General features: G+C 42.3%; 14 protein-coding genes and 1 pseudogene. 10 read left to right on the top strand and 5 right to left on the bottom strand.

All coding sequences use genetic code 11. The features are described from left to right. The first annotated feature begins 366 nt into the window (after positions 1 to 366). Positions 367 to 2,478 carry a M3 family metallopeptidase gene (locus F8R90_RS04365; protein WP_196509717.1) on the top strand — a complete coding sequence of 704 codons (2,112 nt, stop codon included), beginning with the start codon at positions 367 to 369 and terminating at the stop codon, positions 2,476 to 2,478. A 109-nt stretch (positions 2,479 to 2,587) separates the two neighbouring features. Beyond that, positions 2,588 to 3,454 carry a sulfite exporter TauE/SafE family protein gene (locus tag F8R90_RS04360; RefSeq protein WP_196509716.1) on the top strand — a complete coding sequence of 289 codons (867 nt, stop codon included), beginning with the start codon at positions 2,588 to 2,590 and terminating at the stop codon, positions 3,452 to 3,454. A 216-nt stretch (positions 3,455 to 3,670) separates the two neighbouring features. On the opposite strand, the gene F8R90_RS04355 is transcribed toward F8R90_RS04360, so the two are convergent. Both F8R90_RS04355 and F8R90_RS04350 read right to left on the bottom strand, forming a co-directional pair. Continuing rightward, positions 3,671 to 4,126, bottom strand: a complete 456-nt coding sequence (locus F8R90_RS04355; protein WP_196509715.1) for a pentapeptide repeat-containing protein — start codon at positions 4,124 to 4,126, stop codon at positions 3,671 to 3,673. 291 nt (positions 4,127 to 4,417) lie between these two features. Beyond that, on the bottom strand, positions 4,418 to 5,281 hold the full coding sequence (locus tag F8R90_RS04350; protein ID WP_196509714.1) for an alpha/beta fold hydrolase: 864 nt from the start codon (positions 5,279 to 5,281) through the stop codon (positions 4,418 to 4,420). A 207-nt stretch (positions 5,282 to 5,488) separates the two neighbouring features. Here F8R90_RS04350 and F8R90_RS04345 point away from each other — a divergent pair, with 207 nt between their 5' ends. From F8R90_RS04345 to F8R90_RS04320, 6 genes are all read left to right on the top strand, one after another. Next, on the top strand, positions 5,489 to 6,307 hold the full coding sequence (locus tag F8R90_RS04345) for a DUF1206 domain-containing protein (protein WP_196509713.1): 819 nt from the start codon (positions 5,489 to 5,491) through the stop codon (positions 6,305 to 6,307). 33 nt (positions 6,308 to 6,340) lie between these two features. Next, entirely contained in the window at positions 6,341 to 7,495 is a 1,155-nt protein-coding gene (locus F8R90_RS04340; protein ID WP_196509712.1) for a glycoside hydrolase family 10 protein, read from the top strand. 12 nt (positions 7,496 to 7,507) lie between these two features. Then, the gene (locus F8R90_RS04335) at positions 7,508 to 7,936 is read left to right on the top strand and encodes a DUF2358 domain-containing protein (RefSeq protein WP_196509711.1); all 429 of its coding nucleotides are present in this window, start codon (positions 7,508 to 7,510) and stop codon (positions 7,934 to 7,936) included. 354 nt (positions 7,937 to 8,290) lie between these two features. Beyond that, positions 8,291 to 9,805 (top strand): C-3',4' desaturase CrtD, encoded by a 1,515-nt coding sequence (crtD, locus tag F8R90_RS04330; protein ID WP_196509710.1) that lies wholly within the window; start codon positions 8,291 to 8,293, stop codon positions 9,803 to 9,805. Positions 9,806 to 9,957: 152 nt separating this feature from the next. After that, positions 9,958 to 11,064 carry a saccharopine dehydrogenase family protein gene (locus F8R90_RS04325; RefSeq protein WP_196509709.1) on the top strand — a complete coding sequence of 369 codons (1,107 nt, stop codon included), beginning with the start codon at positions 9,958 to 9,960 and terminating at the stop codon, positions 11,062 to 11,064. A gap of 447 nt (positions 11,065 to 11,511) precedes the next feature. Then, on the top strand, positions 11,512 to 11,901 hold the full coding sequence (locus F8R90_RS04320; RefSeq protein WP_196509708.1) for a hypothetical protein: 390 nt from the start codon (positions 11,512 to 11,514) through the stop codon (positions 11,899 to 11,901). 193 nt (positions 11,902 to 12,094) lie between these two features. Here F8R90_RS04320 and F8R90_RS04315 read toward each other — a convergent pair whose 3' ends face one another. Further along, positions 12,095 to 13,393 carry a cation:proton antiporter gene (locus tag F8R90_RS04315; protein ID WP_196509707.1) on the bottom strand — a complete coding sequence of 433 codons (1,299 nt, stop codon included), beginning with the start codon at positions 13,391 to 13,393 and terminating at the stop codon, positions 12,095 to 12,097. Between the two features lie 498 nt (positions 13,394 to 13,891). On the opposite strand from F8R90_RS04315, the gene F8R90_RS04310 reads away from it, so the two are divergent. Further along, on the top strand, positions 13,892 to 14,155 hold the full coding sequence (locus F8R90_RS04310) for a hypothetical protein (protein ID WP_096537286.1): 264 nt from the start codon (positions 13,892 to 13,894) through the stop codon (positions 14,153 to 14,155). Between the two features lie 256 nt (positions 14,156 to 14,411). On the opposite strand, the gene pirA is transcribed toward F8R90_RS04310, so the two are convergent. After that, positions 14,412 to 14,567 carry an arginine synthesis PII-interacting regulator PirA gene (gene pirA / locus F8R90_RS04305; RefSeq protein ID WP_190889575.1) on the bottom strand — a complete coding sequence of 52 codons (156 nt, stop codon included), beginning with the start codon at positions 14,565 to 14,567 and terminating at the stop codon, positions 14,412 to 14,414. Between the two features lie 111 nt (positions 14,568 to 14,678). On the opposite strand from pirA, the gene F8R90_RS04300 reads away from it, so the two are divergent. Next, positions 14,679 to 15,482, top strand: a complete 804-nt coding sequence (locus F8R90_RS04300; protein ID WP_196509706.1) for an SAM hydrolase/SAM-dependent halogenase family protein — start codon at positions 14,679 to 14,681, stop codon at positions 15,480 to 15,482. A gap of 66 nt (positions 15,483 to 15,548) precedes the next feature. Here the strand turns inward: F8R90_RS04300 and F8R90_RS04295 are convergent. Continuing rightward, a pseudogene (locus F8R90_RS04295) lies at positions 15,549 to 15,762 on the bottom strand (RNA-guided endonuclease TnpB family protein); the annotation flags it as partial.

The raw sequence follows: 15,762 nt of genomic DNA, 5'->3' as shown, positions 1-15,762 counted from the left end.
CAGGGTAACCCCCATGCTGGCGGACGAGCTACATGTTTGACATAGTACATGATGATGTCTTTTAGCGATCGCCTTTAGTCAGGTTGAGGTAAGTAAATGCACTCTGTGATGGTGTGAAGTACCCACCATAGGCGATCGCAAATGTATACGAAGACTTTCGCTGATATTTCTGGAACTGTCACGCCGCCAGATATTGTTCACAAGCCAAACAAAATAGCTGTATCAGGATAATTTTCTGAGTAATTCTTGCTTTTTTTACCTTTTTGTCAGAATGGCAAGATTATTGAGCACAGCGATCGCTACATTAGAAGATATATAAATAAAAATCATTATTGATTTTTATTCGTTCGCAGTTCATACAAAACCATGAGTGCAAGTACCATTATTTCCGACAATCCCTTACTCCAAGGCACTAGTTTACCTCCCTTTGCAGAGATTAAACCAGAACGAGTAGTACCAGCCTTTAATCAGTTGTTGGCAGAACTTGATCAGCAGCTTACCACCTTAGAGGCTAGTGTAGAGCCTACTTGGAGTGGTTTAGTAGAACCCTTAGAAAAGCTGACAGAACGGCTTACCTGGAGTTGGGGGGTGGTAAATCATTTAATGGGTGTTAAAAATAGCCCAGAACTGCGCGAAGCTCATGAAATCGTACAGCCACTAGTAGTACAATTTATCAATAAGCTCGGTCAAAGCCAACCCATCTACAATGCTTTTAAAGCACTCCGTACCAGTGATGGTTGGGCAACTTTAGAATTAGCCCAACAGCGCATTGTAGAAGCCGCCATTCGAGATGCAGAACTTTCTGGTGTTGGCTTAGAAGGGGAGTCAAGAGAACGTTTCAACGCTATACAAATGGAGTTAGCAGAACTTTCTACCAAATTCTCTAACCATGTACTTGATGCCACTAAAGCCTTCAGCTTAACCCTAACAACACAAGCGGAAATTGACGGTTTACCACCAAGCTTACTGAGTTTAGCAGCCCAAGGTGCTCGTGCAGCTGGCGAAAGCAATGCCACGCCAGAAAATGGCCCCTGGCGGATTACTTTGGACTTCCCCAGCTATGGCCCTTTCATGCAACACAGCACCCGTCGAGATTTGCGTGAAAAGCTCTACAAAGCTCATATCACCCGCGCTTCTGGTGGCGATTTGGATAACAACCCCTTAATTGAGCGCATTTTGAAGTTGCGCCAAGAACTCGCAGATATACTAGGCTTTAAAAGTTTTGCCCAATTGAGCCTCGCTAGTAAAATGGCTCCCAACGTTGAGGCAGTCAACGCCCTATTAGAAGAACTACGCCGCGCTAGTTATGATGCTGCTGTCAAAGACTTGGAAGAACTCAAAGCTTTTGCAGCAGCACAGGGAGCAGCAGAAGCTGAGGATTTAAAACACTGGGATATCAGCTTTTGGGGAGAACGCCAACGAGAAGCCAAATTTGCCTTTACCGCTGAAGAATTGCGTCCCTACTTTCCTCTTCCCCAAGTGTTAGACGGCTTATTTGGACTAGTCAAGCGGCTGTTTGGCGTTACTGTCACCTCTGCCGATGGTCAAGCGCCAGTATGGCATGAGGATGTCCGTTATTTCCAAATTGCTGACGAAACTGGTTCTGCCATAGCCTACTTCTACTTAGACCCTTACAGCCGTCCAGCCGAGAAACGCGGTGGTGCTTGGATGGATGTGTGCATCAATCGGGCCAAAATCACTGAAAATGGTGTCGCTGCCATCCGCTTACCTGTAGCTTATTTAGTGTGTAATCAAAGTCCTCCCATAGATGGTAAACCGAGTTTGATGACTTTCTATGAAGTAGAGACTTTGTTCCACGAGTTTGGTCATGGATTGCACCATCTGCTCACCAAGGTTGATTATCCCGGAGCGGCAGGCATCAATAATGTGGAGTGGGATGCAGTGGAACTACCTAGTCAGTTTATGGAAAACTGGTGCTATGAGCGACCCACTTTGTTTGGAATGGCAAAGCATTACGAAACTGGTGAAGCCCTACCGGAGCATTATTATCAAAAGCTGCTAGCAGCGCGTAATTATATGAGTGGTACTGCCATGTTGCGGCAAATCCACCTGAGCAGTCTTGATTTAGAACTACACTACCGCTATCGCCCTGGTAGTGATGAAACCCCGTCAGATGTGCGTCATCGCATAGCCAAGACTACTACCGTTTTACCACCGCTTCCAGAAGATTCAATTTTATGTGCTTTTGGACATATTTTTGAGGGTGGTTATGCAGCAGGTTACTACAGTTACAAATGGGCTGAAGTACTGAGCGCTGATGCTTTTGCCGCTTTTGAAGAAGCTGGGCTAGAAGATGAGGAAGCTATAAAAGCTACAGGTCGGCGTTATCGGGATACGGTGCTGGCGCTTGGTGGTGGTCAGCATCCAATGGAGGTGTTTAAAACTTTTCGGGGTCGTGAACCAAGTACGATCGCTTTGCTCAGGCACAATGGTTTAGTTAGTGCTCCTATAAATTAAACAACACTTCTTTAGGGACGTTGCAATGCAACGTCCCTACTCGCATCAACTCTTTGCAAACAGGCAACCACGAGTAGTTTAACGAGGAAAAGACCTAAGCAGAAAATTGATGAAAAAGAATAACTCGTCTGCGCCGGAGCCTACAACTACAAGCTTGGAAGTGCGTCGTTTCCGATTATCCTTTCTTTATGCTGTGCCAATTGGGCTGTTAGGAGGGCTGATTGGCTTGGGAGGCGCAGAGTTTCGCCTGCCAGTTCTGGCTGGAACATTGGGCTATTCAGTACGGAAGGCTGTGCCTTTGAACTTGGCTGTCAGCTTGATTACGATTGCTGCATCCTTGGTAATCCGGGGCAGTACGCTTTCCTTCAGCCCCGTTATTCCATTGCTACCTGTAATCTTCTCCTTGATTGCCGGAGCGGTTACCACTGCTTTTTTTGGGGTGGCGATCGCGGGAAAGCTTTCAAACGAACAGCTTGAGCGAATCATCTTGGTGCTATTGGTAGTCATTGGTATTGCCTTGATAATCGAGGGTTTTCTACCTCAACAAATACCAGCCCTTCTACCCCCTGCTTTAAGTTGGCGCATTTCAGCAGGTATCTTATTTGGACTAGCAATTGGGCTGGTAAGCAGTCTACTTGGGGTTGCTGGGGGTGAAGTGATTATCCCAACACTTGTTTTCGCTTTTGGTGCAGATATTAAGACAGCAGGTACAGCCAGCCTTCTAGTTAGCTTACCAACTGTACTGGTAGGGGTTATTAAATATGCTAATCGAGGTGCATTTGTAGATCGTACAGCCTTGAGCAATACCATAGCGCCTATGGGAGTTGGTTCGGTGATTGGAGCCATCATTGGAGGAATGCTTGTCGGCATTTTTCCAGCATCGGCACTCAAGATTACACTAGGGGTAATCTTGAATATCTCCGCGTTTCGGGTCTTTCACAAAGCCAAGTCCTCTGCTGAAAAGCCTGAAAGCTAAACATAGCAAGAATTTTCAGCCTAAATTACACTTTTTGCACGGATATTTCGATTCAGCCCCAATAAGAAACCCCCTCTGCTTTCGTCATAGTAAAGTCATTACAAAGCAGAGGGGTTTCATTTTTTATTTTTGTATAGACAGATTTTAAGGATAATACTGGCAAAAAACCAGTTTCTCTGATGTTGTGTTTATTTTAACCTGCCTATTCAGTTCAGCCTAGTCCCAATCGGGAATATCGGCATCTTCTCCACCAATCCCGATTCCAGTGTTAAATATTTCGGCATCAGTGAGATTGAGATCATTCATTGATGCTTTATACACATTAGAATCGTGAATCATAGCGCGAGTAAAATTTACCCCGTTGAGATTTGTTTGCTTCAAATTCACATTGGCTACATAAGCTGATGTTAGGTTAGCACCTGCCAAGTTTGCACCAGTTAAGTCAGCACCTTCGAGGTTAGCCCCTACAAGGTTGGCTCCTTGGAGCTTCGAGCCTCTCAAGTCAGCACCAATTAAATGAGCGCCACTGAGGTTAGCTCCCGCTAGATTGCACTGGATACATTCCCCAGTTGAAAGCAGCTTTTGTAAATCCTGCGGATTCTCGGCTTTAACCGAGCTAGTGAAAAATAGGGGAGTTGCTAAGGCCATGGCCGCTAATAGCTGGAGTTTCATAATTTTCCCCCTTAAATAATCAAGTTGCGTCCGTTCTGTCCCTCACAACTCTATTATCTCATTAAACTTCATAAGGTCAATCTATTTACTAACAAGTTAGTTGTGATATGAGACAGGGATAACGGTAATCTAACAAATGCCGTTAATTCTGATTTTTGGCGATTTTTACTTGACAATCCCCAAAAAACTGCCAGTGTTAAATTACTATTAAATCTTTTTAAAAGCTTGCGCTACTCGCCATAATTTGGCTACTTTGATAAGTATTTATACTTTTTAATAAATACTGTTAGATTAAGCCGTTAGAAATTCTCGCATATACCGATTGACCAACTCAGGCTGTTCTTGCTGCACCCAATGGCCGCAATGGGGAATATACTTAATTTGAAAGTCCCTAACATAAGCTGCGGTGTCGTAGGTTAGTTCCTTGCCAAGTGCAGTGTCATTTTCTCCCCAAATCATCAGTGTTGGCACTTCCAGAATGCCCCAATTGGGATTTAGCATTCTCTGCTGAAAAATATTGCGGTAATAGTTCAACATTGCTGTGAGGGCACCGCGTTTTGCAGCAGCATCTTTATATGCGTCAATATCTGCTTTGGTGAAAGCACTCTTGTTAACTGCTGTACCTTTAAAAGCTGTTTCAATTGCTTGGTAGTCGGAAGATTGTAAAAGTAATTCTGGTATCCACGGTAGTTGAAATAGGAATATGTAGTTGCTACGTAGCAACTGTTGGGGAGTGCGTAAGCCTTGGGCAAATTTGGCAGGATGAGGCAGGTTAAGGATAATTAATCGCTCTAGCATTTCGGGGTGAGCATAGGCAAAATTCCAAGCGATCGCACCTCCCCAATCATGTCCAACTAAAACACATTTTTGGTATCCTAATCCCTTAATTACTCCTTCAACATCTTTGATAAACTCATTCATTACATAAGCTGATTGATCATTTGGTTTATCGCTATCGTTGTAACCACGCAAGTCAATGGCGACAACTTTAAAATTTTGGGCAAATTCTGGTATTTGATGCCGCCAAGAGTACCAAAACTCAGGAAACCCATGCAACATCAACATTAAAGGGCCTTCACCTTGGGTAACGTAGTGTAGTTTGACCCCATTGGTAGTTATATATTCGTGTTTCCAAGAACTTTCGATTAAAGACATAATTAATCCAAACTCAGCATTAAAAAATACTAAATAATAATACTGTGCTTAATAACTGTAATATTTTTTGAGCAGCCTCACATCTATTAAAAGACAGTATTACGATAGGGACTTTTTGCAAAAATATTAGACAATTTGCCCTGGGGTAGATGTGAATCATGGGTAAATTTTGGTAAAAGGTAGATATAATAATTCTCCACAACTACCATGACACAACAGTTGGCAAACCATGCTTCATTGTGGGTTGAGCGACTGGGACGATTTGGCTATATTTCTAAGGGAGTAGTTTACGGTATAGTTGGACTACTGGCAGCACAGGCGGCTTTTGGCACGGGTGGTAAAACAACTGATACCCAAGGCGCTCTCCAAACAATCGTCAACCAGCCATTTGGTAAATTTTTGCTGGCTTTAGTTGCAATTGGATTGATTGGATACGTAATCTGGCGTTTTGTACAGGCAATTAAAGACCCAGAAAATAAAGGTAATGATGCCAAAGGTTTGGCAGTACGAATTGGTTACGCAGTTAATGGCTTGATTTATGCAAGTTTAGCCTTAAGTGCAGTGCAAATCGTTATGGGTACAGGCAGCGCTAAAAATAGTAGTGATTCTACTGAAGATTGGACGGCACGTTTGCTTTCTCAACCCTTTGGTCAATGGCTAGTTGGAACTGTCGGAGTGTTGATAATTGCTTTAGGTTTCTATCAGTTTTATCAAGCCTTTAGTGCCAAATTTCGTAAAGAACTCAATTTAACTGAGTTAAGCAACAAAGAAGCCCAATGGGTAATGAGGATTTCCAGATTTGGTTTAGCCGCACGGGGTATAGTCTTTTGTATTATCGGCTGGTTTTTAATCGAAGCTGCAAGGCAATCGAACGCCGCTACCGCACAAGGTTTGGATCAAGTATTACAGACTCTAGCACAACAGCCTTATGGAGCATGGCTTTTAGGTATTGTGGCGTTAGGTTTGGTTGCCTATGGAATTTACACAATAATACAGGCGCGGTATCGCCGACTAGTCAATGTTTAGATGGTGCAGTGCCGAGAATTTCAATTTATAGAAATGGGAATAATAGAAACCCGTGGTATCTGGCTGACCACTACTGATAGTAAAGTTCTCAGGTCAAAGGAACGTATTGCTGAGGCGATGGATTTTCTGGCCGAGACGGGATTTAATGTGGTGTTTCCCGTTGTTTGGAACAAGGCAGTAACTTTGTATCCCAGTCAAACAATGCGGCAGACTTTTGGAGTCGAAATTGACCATCTGCCTGTAGGTCGTGACCCTTTAGAAGAAGTGGTAGTTGAGGCGCGGCGAGTTGGGTTGAAAGTTATTCCTTGGTTTGAATACGGTTTTGCCAGTTCTTACAATTTGAATGGTGGTGTACTTTTACAGAAAAAACCGGAATGGGCTGCGCGTGACTGTAACGGTAACTTACTGAAGAAAAATGGCTTTGAGTGGTTGAATGCACTCAACCCACAAGTGCAGGAATTTTTGTTGAACTTGGTGCTGGAAGTCGCGAATAATTACGATGTGGATGGTGTTCAAGGTGACGATCGCTTCCCTGCATTACCCTGTGAAGGTGGCTATGATGAAGGAACTGTCACCCGCTATCGCCAAGAATTCGATCGCAATCCGCCACAGAATCCCAAGGATAGGCAATGGTTACAGTGGCGTGCAGATATTCTCACTGAGTTTTTGGCGCGTCTCTACGGGGAGGTAAAAGCAGTTAATCCTAACTTGCTAGTAGCGATCGCACCTAATATCCATGATTGGGCATTCCAGGAATATCTGCAAGACTCACCCACCTGGCTGAAGCGGGGAATAGTTGATATGATTCAGCCGCAGATTTATCGCCGTGATTTTAGGAGTTATCAGGCGATCGCTGATAAACTAATAAACCAGCAGTTCACAGATGGGACACTGCCGAAGTTAGCACCGGGAATACTGATGAAGCTTGGTTCTTATTGCATTAGTCCAGAATATCTGGTGCAGGCAATTGAATACAATCGCCAACTTGGCATTCAAGGAGAGGTATTCTTTTTTTACGAAGGTTTGCGCGAGAATAACAATACCCTAGCGAAAGTTTTGCGAAATGGCCCTTATGCTAAGTCTGCATCATTTCCCACTCTGTCAGATTTGAGTACGGGTGGTGTAGATAACAAGAGGACATCTTCTATTTGGCGAGAAGTGGAAAGGTTGTTAAAAAAGATTTTTTAAGGAAAAATGCGCGTGGAATCTCAATTATCGGTGGAACAGGTAATTAAGACTTTAAAAGAGGATTTACCAACACTTTTTGAAAAAGATATCTCCTATGATATTTATACACAGGATATCTACTTTAAAGATCCGGTAAATACATTTAAATACAAATTTAATTATCGCATTATATTTTGGACTTTGCGATTTCACGCTAGGCTATTTTTTACCAATATTTACTTTGATGTGCATGAAGTATCTCAGTCAGCCGAAGACACTATTTTAGCAAAGTGGACAGTGCGAGGAGTGTTACGCGTTCCTTGGAAAGCAGGTTTGCTTTTTAATGGCTATTCAACGTATAAACTAAATCAAGATAACTTGATATACGAGCATATAGACACTTGGGATCGTAAACCTGGGGAGATTTTACGGCAGTTTTGGCAAAGGGGAAGAGAGAGCTAATTAGCTATTACATATTCATTCTTGAGACGAAGAATAATTAAGCAGGTAATTTCTGTTTCCTCTTATAACTTTATTTTAGAAGCCCTTTTCTATACAACTTCATATTAAATTGGTATAAGAAGATTTTCGTTGATTGTTGCGGGGCTTAGTTGTACTTTTTTTGACTATCGAATAGCGAATTCTACGTTGTCGTGGTTTTCCTGGTTTCCAACCTGGAGACTTTCTACGAGCTTTAGGCGAACGGCAAAAATACACGGTAGGAGCGCACAGCTATCTGCGATCGCATCCCATTTAACTTTGAGATTAAGGTAAAATTATGAGTAGAAATATGAAGAATTTTAAATAAACTAATCAATGTCCAGCATTTCTCTTGACAAAAGTAACTCTCGTGTTGTTGTTATCGGTGCCGGAATAGGTGGACTGACTGCTGGAGCATTATTAGCTCATAGAGGTTACAGCGTCTTAATTTTGGATCAGGCCCTCGTACCAGGAGGCTGTGCTTCGACGTTTAAACGGCAGAGATTTACCTTTGATGTGGGCGCAACTCAGGTGGCGGGGTTGGAACCAGGGGGAATTCATCACCGCATTTTCTCAGAATTGGAAATTGATTTACCGGAAGCAACGCCTTGTGATCCTGCTTGTGCAGTGTATTTACCTGGGGAAAGCACGCCGATTAATGTTTGGCGCGACCAAGAGAAATGGCAAGAGGAACGACAAAAACAGTTTCCCGGTAGCGAACCGTTCTGGCAATTGATGGCAACTTTATTTGATGCCAGTTGGGAATTTCAAGGACGTGATCCTGTGCTACCACCACGTAATTTATGGGATTTGTGGCAGCTAACGCAAGCGGTGCGTCCCAGTACATTAATTACCGTACCCTTCACTTTGTTTACGGTAGGAGATGCTTTACGGTTATGTGGACTAGGAAATGACCAACGACTGAGAACTTTTTTAGATTTGCAACTGAAGCTATACTCCCAGGTGGATGCAGAACAGACAGCATTACTTTATGCCGCCACAGCGTTGAGTGTATCCCAACTGCCCCAAGGATTGTTTCACCTCCAAGGAAGTATGCAAGTATTAAGCGATCGCTTGGTACAATCCTTAGAAAGAGATGGCGGCAAATTGTTGATGCGCCATACTGTAGAAAAAATTAAAGTAGAGAATGGCAAAGCTACTGCTGTAGTCATTAGAAATCAGAAAACTGGCGAAGTCTGGACAGAAGCCGCAGACCAGATAGTTACCAATGTCACCGTGCAAAACTTGGTGCATTTATTGGGAGAACAAGCGCCATCTGGATATAAAAACCGGGTGGAAAAACTGCCCCAAGCATCGGGTGCGTTTGTGGTGTATTTGGGTGTAGATGCCAGCGCGATTCCGCCTGGATGCCCTCCTCACCTCCAATTTCTGTACGATGTCAATGGCCCCATTGGCGAGAATAATTCCCTGTTTGTTTCCGTCAGTCATCCTGGAGATGGCCGCGCACCAGAGGGGAAAGCGACAATTATTGCTTCTTCATTTGTCGATCCTGCACAGTGGTGGCAGACTGAAGATTATGAAGGACTAAAAGAAAAGTTTACCCAAGAAGCGATCGCTCGTCTTGCCCAATACTTCTATCTCAAACCAGAAACGATTATTCATCAAGAAGCCGCAACACCCCGCACCTTTGCCCATTTCACAGCCCGCGATCGCGGTATAGTTGGCGGTATTGGTCAAAGGCTTCCGACCTTTGGCCCCTTTGGGTTCGCCAATCGTACACCCATCCAGAATTTGTGGTTAGTTGGTGACTCCACCCATCCAGGGGAAGGTACTGCTGGGGTGAGTTATTCGGCACTAACAGTAGTTAGGCAAATTGATGCGCAAATGTAGTACGTTGTCAAGTTATTTTTTAGTCTTTACTACTAACTTGCTTACAACAATAAAAGCAGAAATTTCGTGAAATGGTATAAATCATACTTGTAACCGATGGCAAACAAGACACAAAACTGATGAAATAAGGTTAGTGTTGCTAATCTGGAGTAATGACAGACAGCGTTTTAATTCTTGGTGGACGGGGGCGGATTGGTAGCAGTGTTGCTCAGGATCTGGCTACCCATACGCAGGCTAAAATTACAATTACTGGACGTTCTGCGGAGTTTGGGAAGGCTGTTAGCTTGTCTTCGGGAGGACAGGTGCAGTTTTTGGTATTGGACTTGGCAGAAGTTGACAAGTTGCGAGATGCGATCGCAAACTCTAATTTAGTCATTCATTGTGCTGGCCCATTTCATTATCGAGATACTAATGTTCTCGAAACCTGTATTGCTCAAGGCGTTAATTATGTAGATGTAAGTGACCATCGTTCTTATACCAGCAAAGCTCTCAATTTTAGTGAACAGGCTGCTGCTGCTGGTGTGACAGCAATTATTAATACTGGTATTTTTCCTGGTATTTCTAACAGCATGGTACGTCAAGGTGTTGAACAATTTGATAAACCAGAAAAGATCCATTTAAGTTATTTGGTTTCTGGTTCTGGTGGTGCTGGCATTACAGTGATGCGGACAACTTTTCTGGGGTTACAGTATCCCTTTGAGACTTGGATAGATGGAAAATGGGAGTTAATTAAGCCTTATAGTGAAAGAGAATTAGTTGAGTTTCCACCTCCCTATGGACTCAGCGGAGTTTACTGGTTTGATATGCCAGAAACCTTTACGCTGCCCAAAGCTTTCCCATCAGTAAAAACTGTAATTACTAAGTTTGGCTCTGTTCCCGATTTTTACAATCATTTAACTTGGATTGCAGCACACGTTTTTCCAAAGTGGTTAATGCAACGCCGTTACATGATTGAATTTCTGTCTCATGTCAGCCATTCCATGACAGATGTTACTAATAATTTTAGTGGAATTGGTGTAGCAGTTCGTTCAGAAGTTACAGGGCAAAAAAATGGTGAAACAGCAGTTTATTGCTCAACTATAGTGCATGAAAATACAGCGGCGGCTTCTGGTTGTGGTACAGGTAGTATTGCCCAGTTATTGCTAGAAGGTAAACTCCAGAAACCAGGTGTTTTTGCTGTTGAAGAAGCACTACCAACAAATTTATTTGAAGATGTAATGCAAAGCCGAGGAATTAAAATTAATCACACTTGGTTATAGCTTAATTCGCTTGGGTTAAGCACGTAAGCTCAAGGTTTGATCATTAATCTCGCGTTTCATTGCTATCTCATCTCAAAATTAATTTTGAAGCTAATAGTTAGAGGTCATTTAAGATAACACTCAAGACAAGATTTTTAGCTATGTTAGGTGGCTATCTATAATAGAGTGAAAATTTCAGTCCACTTCAGTGAACTTGAATTATTAGCCCAGAACTTTAGTTCTGGGCAGAATCTCGTTAAGTAGGACAATTTGAGTATTACAAAAATCTAAGTAGTGCTAGGGGCTAGAAGGTTTCAATAGCATCAACTTAACTATAGGTAAAAATTAATATACCTTGCGGTAGAAGGAAAAACTGTACCTAAACACTTAGGATGCCTGTGAGCCTTAAATATTGAATATATTTATACATGAGCAAGGCTTATAACAGAACAACAGGAGGAGTTTTTCGTGCAAAAAATTCTATTAACTTTAAAGAAAGCGTTACGTTCAAGCTTTTTGGTTGTTGGCTTAATTATTTTCATCAGCTTGTCAGGTTCATTCATTTTCGTTCAGCAGGCTAGTTATGCAACTACTCTTGAAGAATTAAAGCTAATACCCCGAGAGTATAAACCAAATTCTGAAGAAAAAATCAATCGCGCTAACGAATATGATCCAGGTGTTGGCGTTCAAGAAGAAAAACGACAAGAAGCTTATGAGCAAGCAATAAAAGATTCAGAAAATCTTAATACTCTAGAGAAAACTTACGAAAGGAATTTGAAGGCTGAACAAGAACAAAATCCCCCAGAAAGTTTTGGTGAAAAAGCCAAAGAAGTTATTGAAAAGGTGACAGGTAAATAGGAAATATAAACCCTAACCTTAAACCTAACTCCTTCCCAACAATATAAGGAGAATAAAACTCAAAACCTCTCTCCGGTTTTGAGTCATGTTTAGAAAATTAAATTATAGGGTGTGTTATTGCTAAAGCGGAACACACCTTAAATTTTCGATGGCGCGTTACGGTTTAGCCATAACACTACAACAAAAATTAATTTTACTCAAATTCATCTATTGTGGCGGGAGGAGTAGCTTTTCTCTGATTAGTCAGATTGCGCTCATACCACTTCATTAATGGAGTTGCACTAATTCCATGTATAATCACAGAAACTACAATAGTAGTGTAAGTTATCCAAGCAATTTGTTCAGCGGCTTCTCCTTTTAATCCATGACCAAAGGCATAGGCGAGATAATATAAAGAGCCGACACCACGAATACCAAACCATCCAAATAACCACCGAGTTCCTGGATGAAAGGTTCGGCGGTGTGAGTCGAGAGGGCGTTTACCTATTGTGCTAATCCAAACTCCTACAGGTCTGATTACGAATAATAATAAAATTACTACTAATAAAGATTGCATAGCATAGTTGAGCATTGGTTGCAATAATAATATTGAACCTAATAGTAGAATTGTTCCAACTTCCAGCAGCTTTTCAACTTGCTCAACAAATTCCAATTGCGCTAGCGGTTTTTCAGGATTTCTGTAACTGCGTTGGATAACTAACCCAGCAACAAATACTGCCAAAAATCCATAGCCATTAACCATTTCTGTTAAAGAATAAGTCAGTAGAATTGTGCTGATAGCAATAAAATCTTCCATTAACTCATCAGCAGGACGACGTTTTTGAATTCTTTTTTCAATCCAAACTATAGATTTGGCAACGACAATTCCCATAACAATGCCGGCTGCGATCGCCCAAATTAAATCAACCGCAATCCACTCTTTAAACCAATTACCCCAGTTATCATCTTCTAATGCATGAATGCCAAAGTAAACGAAGGGAAAAGCTAAAGCATCGTTTAACCCACCTTCAGAAGTTAAACCAAATCTCAACTCATCTTGGTCATTTGTATCGGTCAGTTGTACTTCTGATGCTAATACTGGATCGGTAGGTGCGAGAATTGCTCCTAATAAAATTGCTTCTCCCCAATTCATCCCTAAAAATAATTTACCTACAGCAGCCAAAGCAAAAATTGACATTGGCATCAGAAAGACAATTAATCGTGCCGTAATACCCCAAACCCCCAATCGTAGAGGGCGAACAATTTTTAAACCGCAGCTAAATACAGAAATAATTACTACAAGTTCTGTGATTCTCTCCAGCAGTTCGGCGTTAAAAACTTCATCTCGACGTAATTGAATCAGCCCTAAGCCGTAAGGGCCTAGTAAAATACCAACTAGTAGATAGATAATAGCAAAAGAAAGAGGTAAGCGAGAAATCCAACCTGACCCTAATGTGACCATTAGCAGAAGCAGACCAATCACAAATAGCTCAATAATATAGATATCTACCATATAGCGATTTATATAAAAATTAGGCGTTACTTTGTAAGCTTAGTTGCAATAGCTTGATGTTAGAAATTACCTATGGGCAGATTTCCTTGAATTGTAAATTGTGGATTCACACCCGCTACCAAATTTGATTGAGAATAAGGGAATAAATAAATGTGGCGTTGGCTTTTCCCGCCTTCTCTACGAGATGCTCCGTGAACGGCATCGCGCTTTGATAAAGAGTTGTTGGTATATAGGTAGAACGAAATGACTTTGCGAAGCAGTTTGATTATTCCCCCCTGAATTAAAACACAGCCCCTAAAAAAATGGGATGTAGCACAAGAATATGGCTAACGCTCACTTGTGCGCTCCTAGTAATGGTCTGTATCCCCCAGTTTTTCACTCAGACATCGCCCATTTTAGTACAAATATACTATAATAAAGATAGCGTCCACAAAGCCTAGTTAAATGCATAACGGCTCTGTGAAAACCTTCTGGAAGATGGATTCAAGGGTTAGTTCGATGATGAAGCATTACATTCTCAACCTCAATCCGACTGCCAAGCATGAATGGGATCGGTGTATTTTACGTGACCCGCTGACTGCTAAACGCCCAGACATTGCCAAATTAATTGCTGAAGCGGTTGGTGCTGATACAGGCAGTTATCTGGTGAGCGTGAATATCGAAGTTCAAGTTTTAGAACAGGCCGCAGTACCTCAAGCCGAACAACTCTCACTTTCATTTCCAGAGGTGAGTGTACCGTCACAGCTACGGGAAGCAGCTTGAGCTAGTGTCCAAAAACTGTATTTTTGAATACAGTTTTTAGATAAAAGTCAACTAAAGGAGGTGTGTACTTCAGAGCGATCGCAAAACTCTTCGGTCTGGTGACATTTGGTTATCGCCGCGATCGCAGTTTTGTTTTCTATGTACAACTGGGTTAGGTAAAACGTTGTAAGAGCAAAATTACCAAAAAACCCCCTAAAAACGAAAAAAACCCGCCATAGCGGGTTACACAACAAACTAAGAACAATAAAAACTTGATTTAGCTGGAATACCTCATTTCAGCTTCTAGTTGACGAATCAGTTGTTCGTCGCCCTTTGCTCTGGCTACTTGCAAGCGATGCTCTAGGCTTTTTTGAATATTTTCTCTGTGAGTTTCTTGTGCTTTCCTGACACTTTGTAGTCTACCTTGATTCATAATGATTACCTTCTTTAATTTTTTGCTTTATGTCTGGTATTCTTAACATAGCATATATTCTGTAGCTGTTGCTACAGAAATTTCTGAATTAATGTAGATTTTAGCAAAAATATGTCTAAAAAGCAGATAGGTCAACAACCACTCGTAACTTTACTGAGTGATTTCGGTGATCGCGATGTTTATGTAGGCATAATGAAGGGTGTCATAGCCCAAATTAACCCCAGACTGACGGTGGTAGACTTAACGCACCAAATTCCACCGCAAGACATAGCCGCAGCCAGGTTTTCCCTGATGAATGCTTGTCCCTATTTCCCCGTTGGCACAGTGCATGTGGCAGTAGTAGATCCGGGTGTGGGAAGCAAGCGACGAGCGATCGCAGTAGAATTTGCTCAAGGGTTTTTGGTAGGCCCAGATAATGGTATCTTTAGCGGGGTACTTAGTCAAAGTCCTGCGATCGCAGCCGTCAAACTCACAAATCTTAACTATTGGCAAACTCCTCAACCAAGCAAAACTTTTCACGGTAGAGATATCTTTGCACCAGTGGGAGCTAATCTTGCTAGTGGTGTCTCCCTCAAACAGCTAGGACAAGAAATTGATCCAGCAAGTTTGGTAAAACTGGATATAGGCGAGTGCCAGCAAACAACCACTGGTGTAGTGGGTTGCATTCAATATATTGACCACTTTGGCAACTTAGTGAGCAACATTGCAGGGAGTTACGTACAAGGCAAAACTTGGTCTGTGCAGGCTGCGGGGTTGAGTATACCAGGCTGTGAAACTTACAGTGATGTTAACGTGGGAGAGATAATAGCTTTAGTTGGCAGTCACGGCTGGGTAGAAATTGCCATTAATAGCGGCAATGCCCACTCACAGTTGCACTTAGATTGGCAAGAACCGCTTCAAGTTGTGCTAACGTGAACCACTTACACTGACTACAACTCTTCACTTACAGTAGCTTGCTTTTTAATTGACATCCTCCCGGCGCTAATCAGGAGTACCTGATATAGCGGGGGATTCCAAAGATCGCTCTTTGGACTTCCTCTTTCCGCGACCCGACTTACTTGGAGGAGTTTCCTCACCCACGCAGAGGTCGATGTCTCCAGAGGCGATTAACGTTCCTGTGTGCCCCACAGTACGGAGTCCAATTTCAAGAATATTCAGCGCTGCATTATGGTCACGGTCTAAGGCTGTTCCGCAA

It is taken from the genome of Nostoc sp. NZL, assembly GCF_015714705.1.
GTDB classification, from domain to species: domain Bacteria; phylum Cyanobacteriota; class Cyanobacteriia; order Cyanobacteriales; family Nostocaceae; genus Nostoc; species Nostoc foliaceum_A.
The sequence above is the reverse complement of the archived record's forward strand: the minus strand, read 5'-3'. Positions and strand labels throughout refer to the sequence as shown.

What these genes read in the sequence shown, in the direction of transcription:
- F8R90_RS04365 (WP_196509717.1), top strand. Translation starts at nt 367, where the DNA reads ATGAGTGCAAGTACCATTATTTCCGACAATCCCTTACTCCAAGGCACT.
- F8R90_RS04360 (WP_196509716.1), top strand. Translation starts at nt 2,588, where the DNA reads ATGAAAAAGAATAACTCGTCTGCGCCGGAGCCTACAACTACAAGCTTG.
- F8R90_RS04355 (WP_196509715.1), bottom strand. Translation starts at nt 4,126, where the DNA reads ATGAAACTCCAGCTATTAGCGGCCATGGCCTTAGCAACTCCCCTATTT.
- F8R90_RS04350 (WP_196509714.1), bottom strand. Translation starts at nt 5,281, where the DNA reads ATGTCTTTAATCGAAAGTTCTTGGAAACACGAATATATAACTACCAAT.
- F8R90_RS04345 (WP_196509713.1), top strand. Translation starts at nt 5,489, where the DNA reads ATGACACAACAGTTGGCAAACCATGCTTCATTGTGGGTTGAGCGACTG.
- F8R90_RS04340 (WP_196509712.1), top strand. Translation starts at nt 6,341, where the DNA reads ATGGGAATAATAGAAACCCGTGGTATCTGGCTGACCACTACTGATAGT.
- crtD (WP_196509710.1), top strand. Translation starts at nt 8,291, where the DNA reads ATGTCCAGCATTTCTCTTGACAAAAGTAACTCTCGTGTTGTTGTTATC.
- F8R90_RS04325 (WP_196509709.1), top strand. Translation starts at nt 9,958, where the DNA reads ATGACAGACAGCGTTTTAATTCTTGGTGGACGGGGGCGGATTGGTAGC.
- F8R90_RS04315 (WP_196509707.1), bottom strand. Translation starts at nt 13,393, where the DNA reads ATGGTAGATATCTATATTATTGAGCTATTTGTGATTGGTCTGCTTCTG.
- F8R90_RS04310 (WP_096537286.1), top strand. Translation starts at nt 13,892, where the DNA reads ATGATGAAGCATTACATTCTCAACCTCAATCCGACTGCCAAGCATGAA.
- pirA (WP_190889575.1), bottom strand. Translation starts at nt 14,567, where the DNA reads ATGAATCAAGGTAGACTACAAAGTGTCAGGAAAGCACAAGAAACTCAC.
- F8R90_RS04300 (WP_196509706.1), top strand. Translation starts at nt 14,679, where the DNA reads ATGTCTAAAAAGCAGATAGGTCAACAACCACTCGTAACTTTACTGAGT.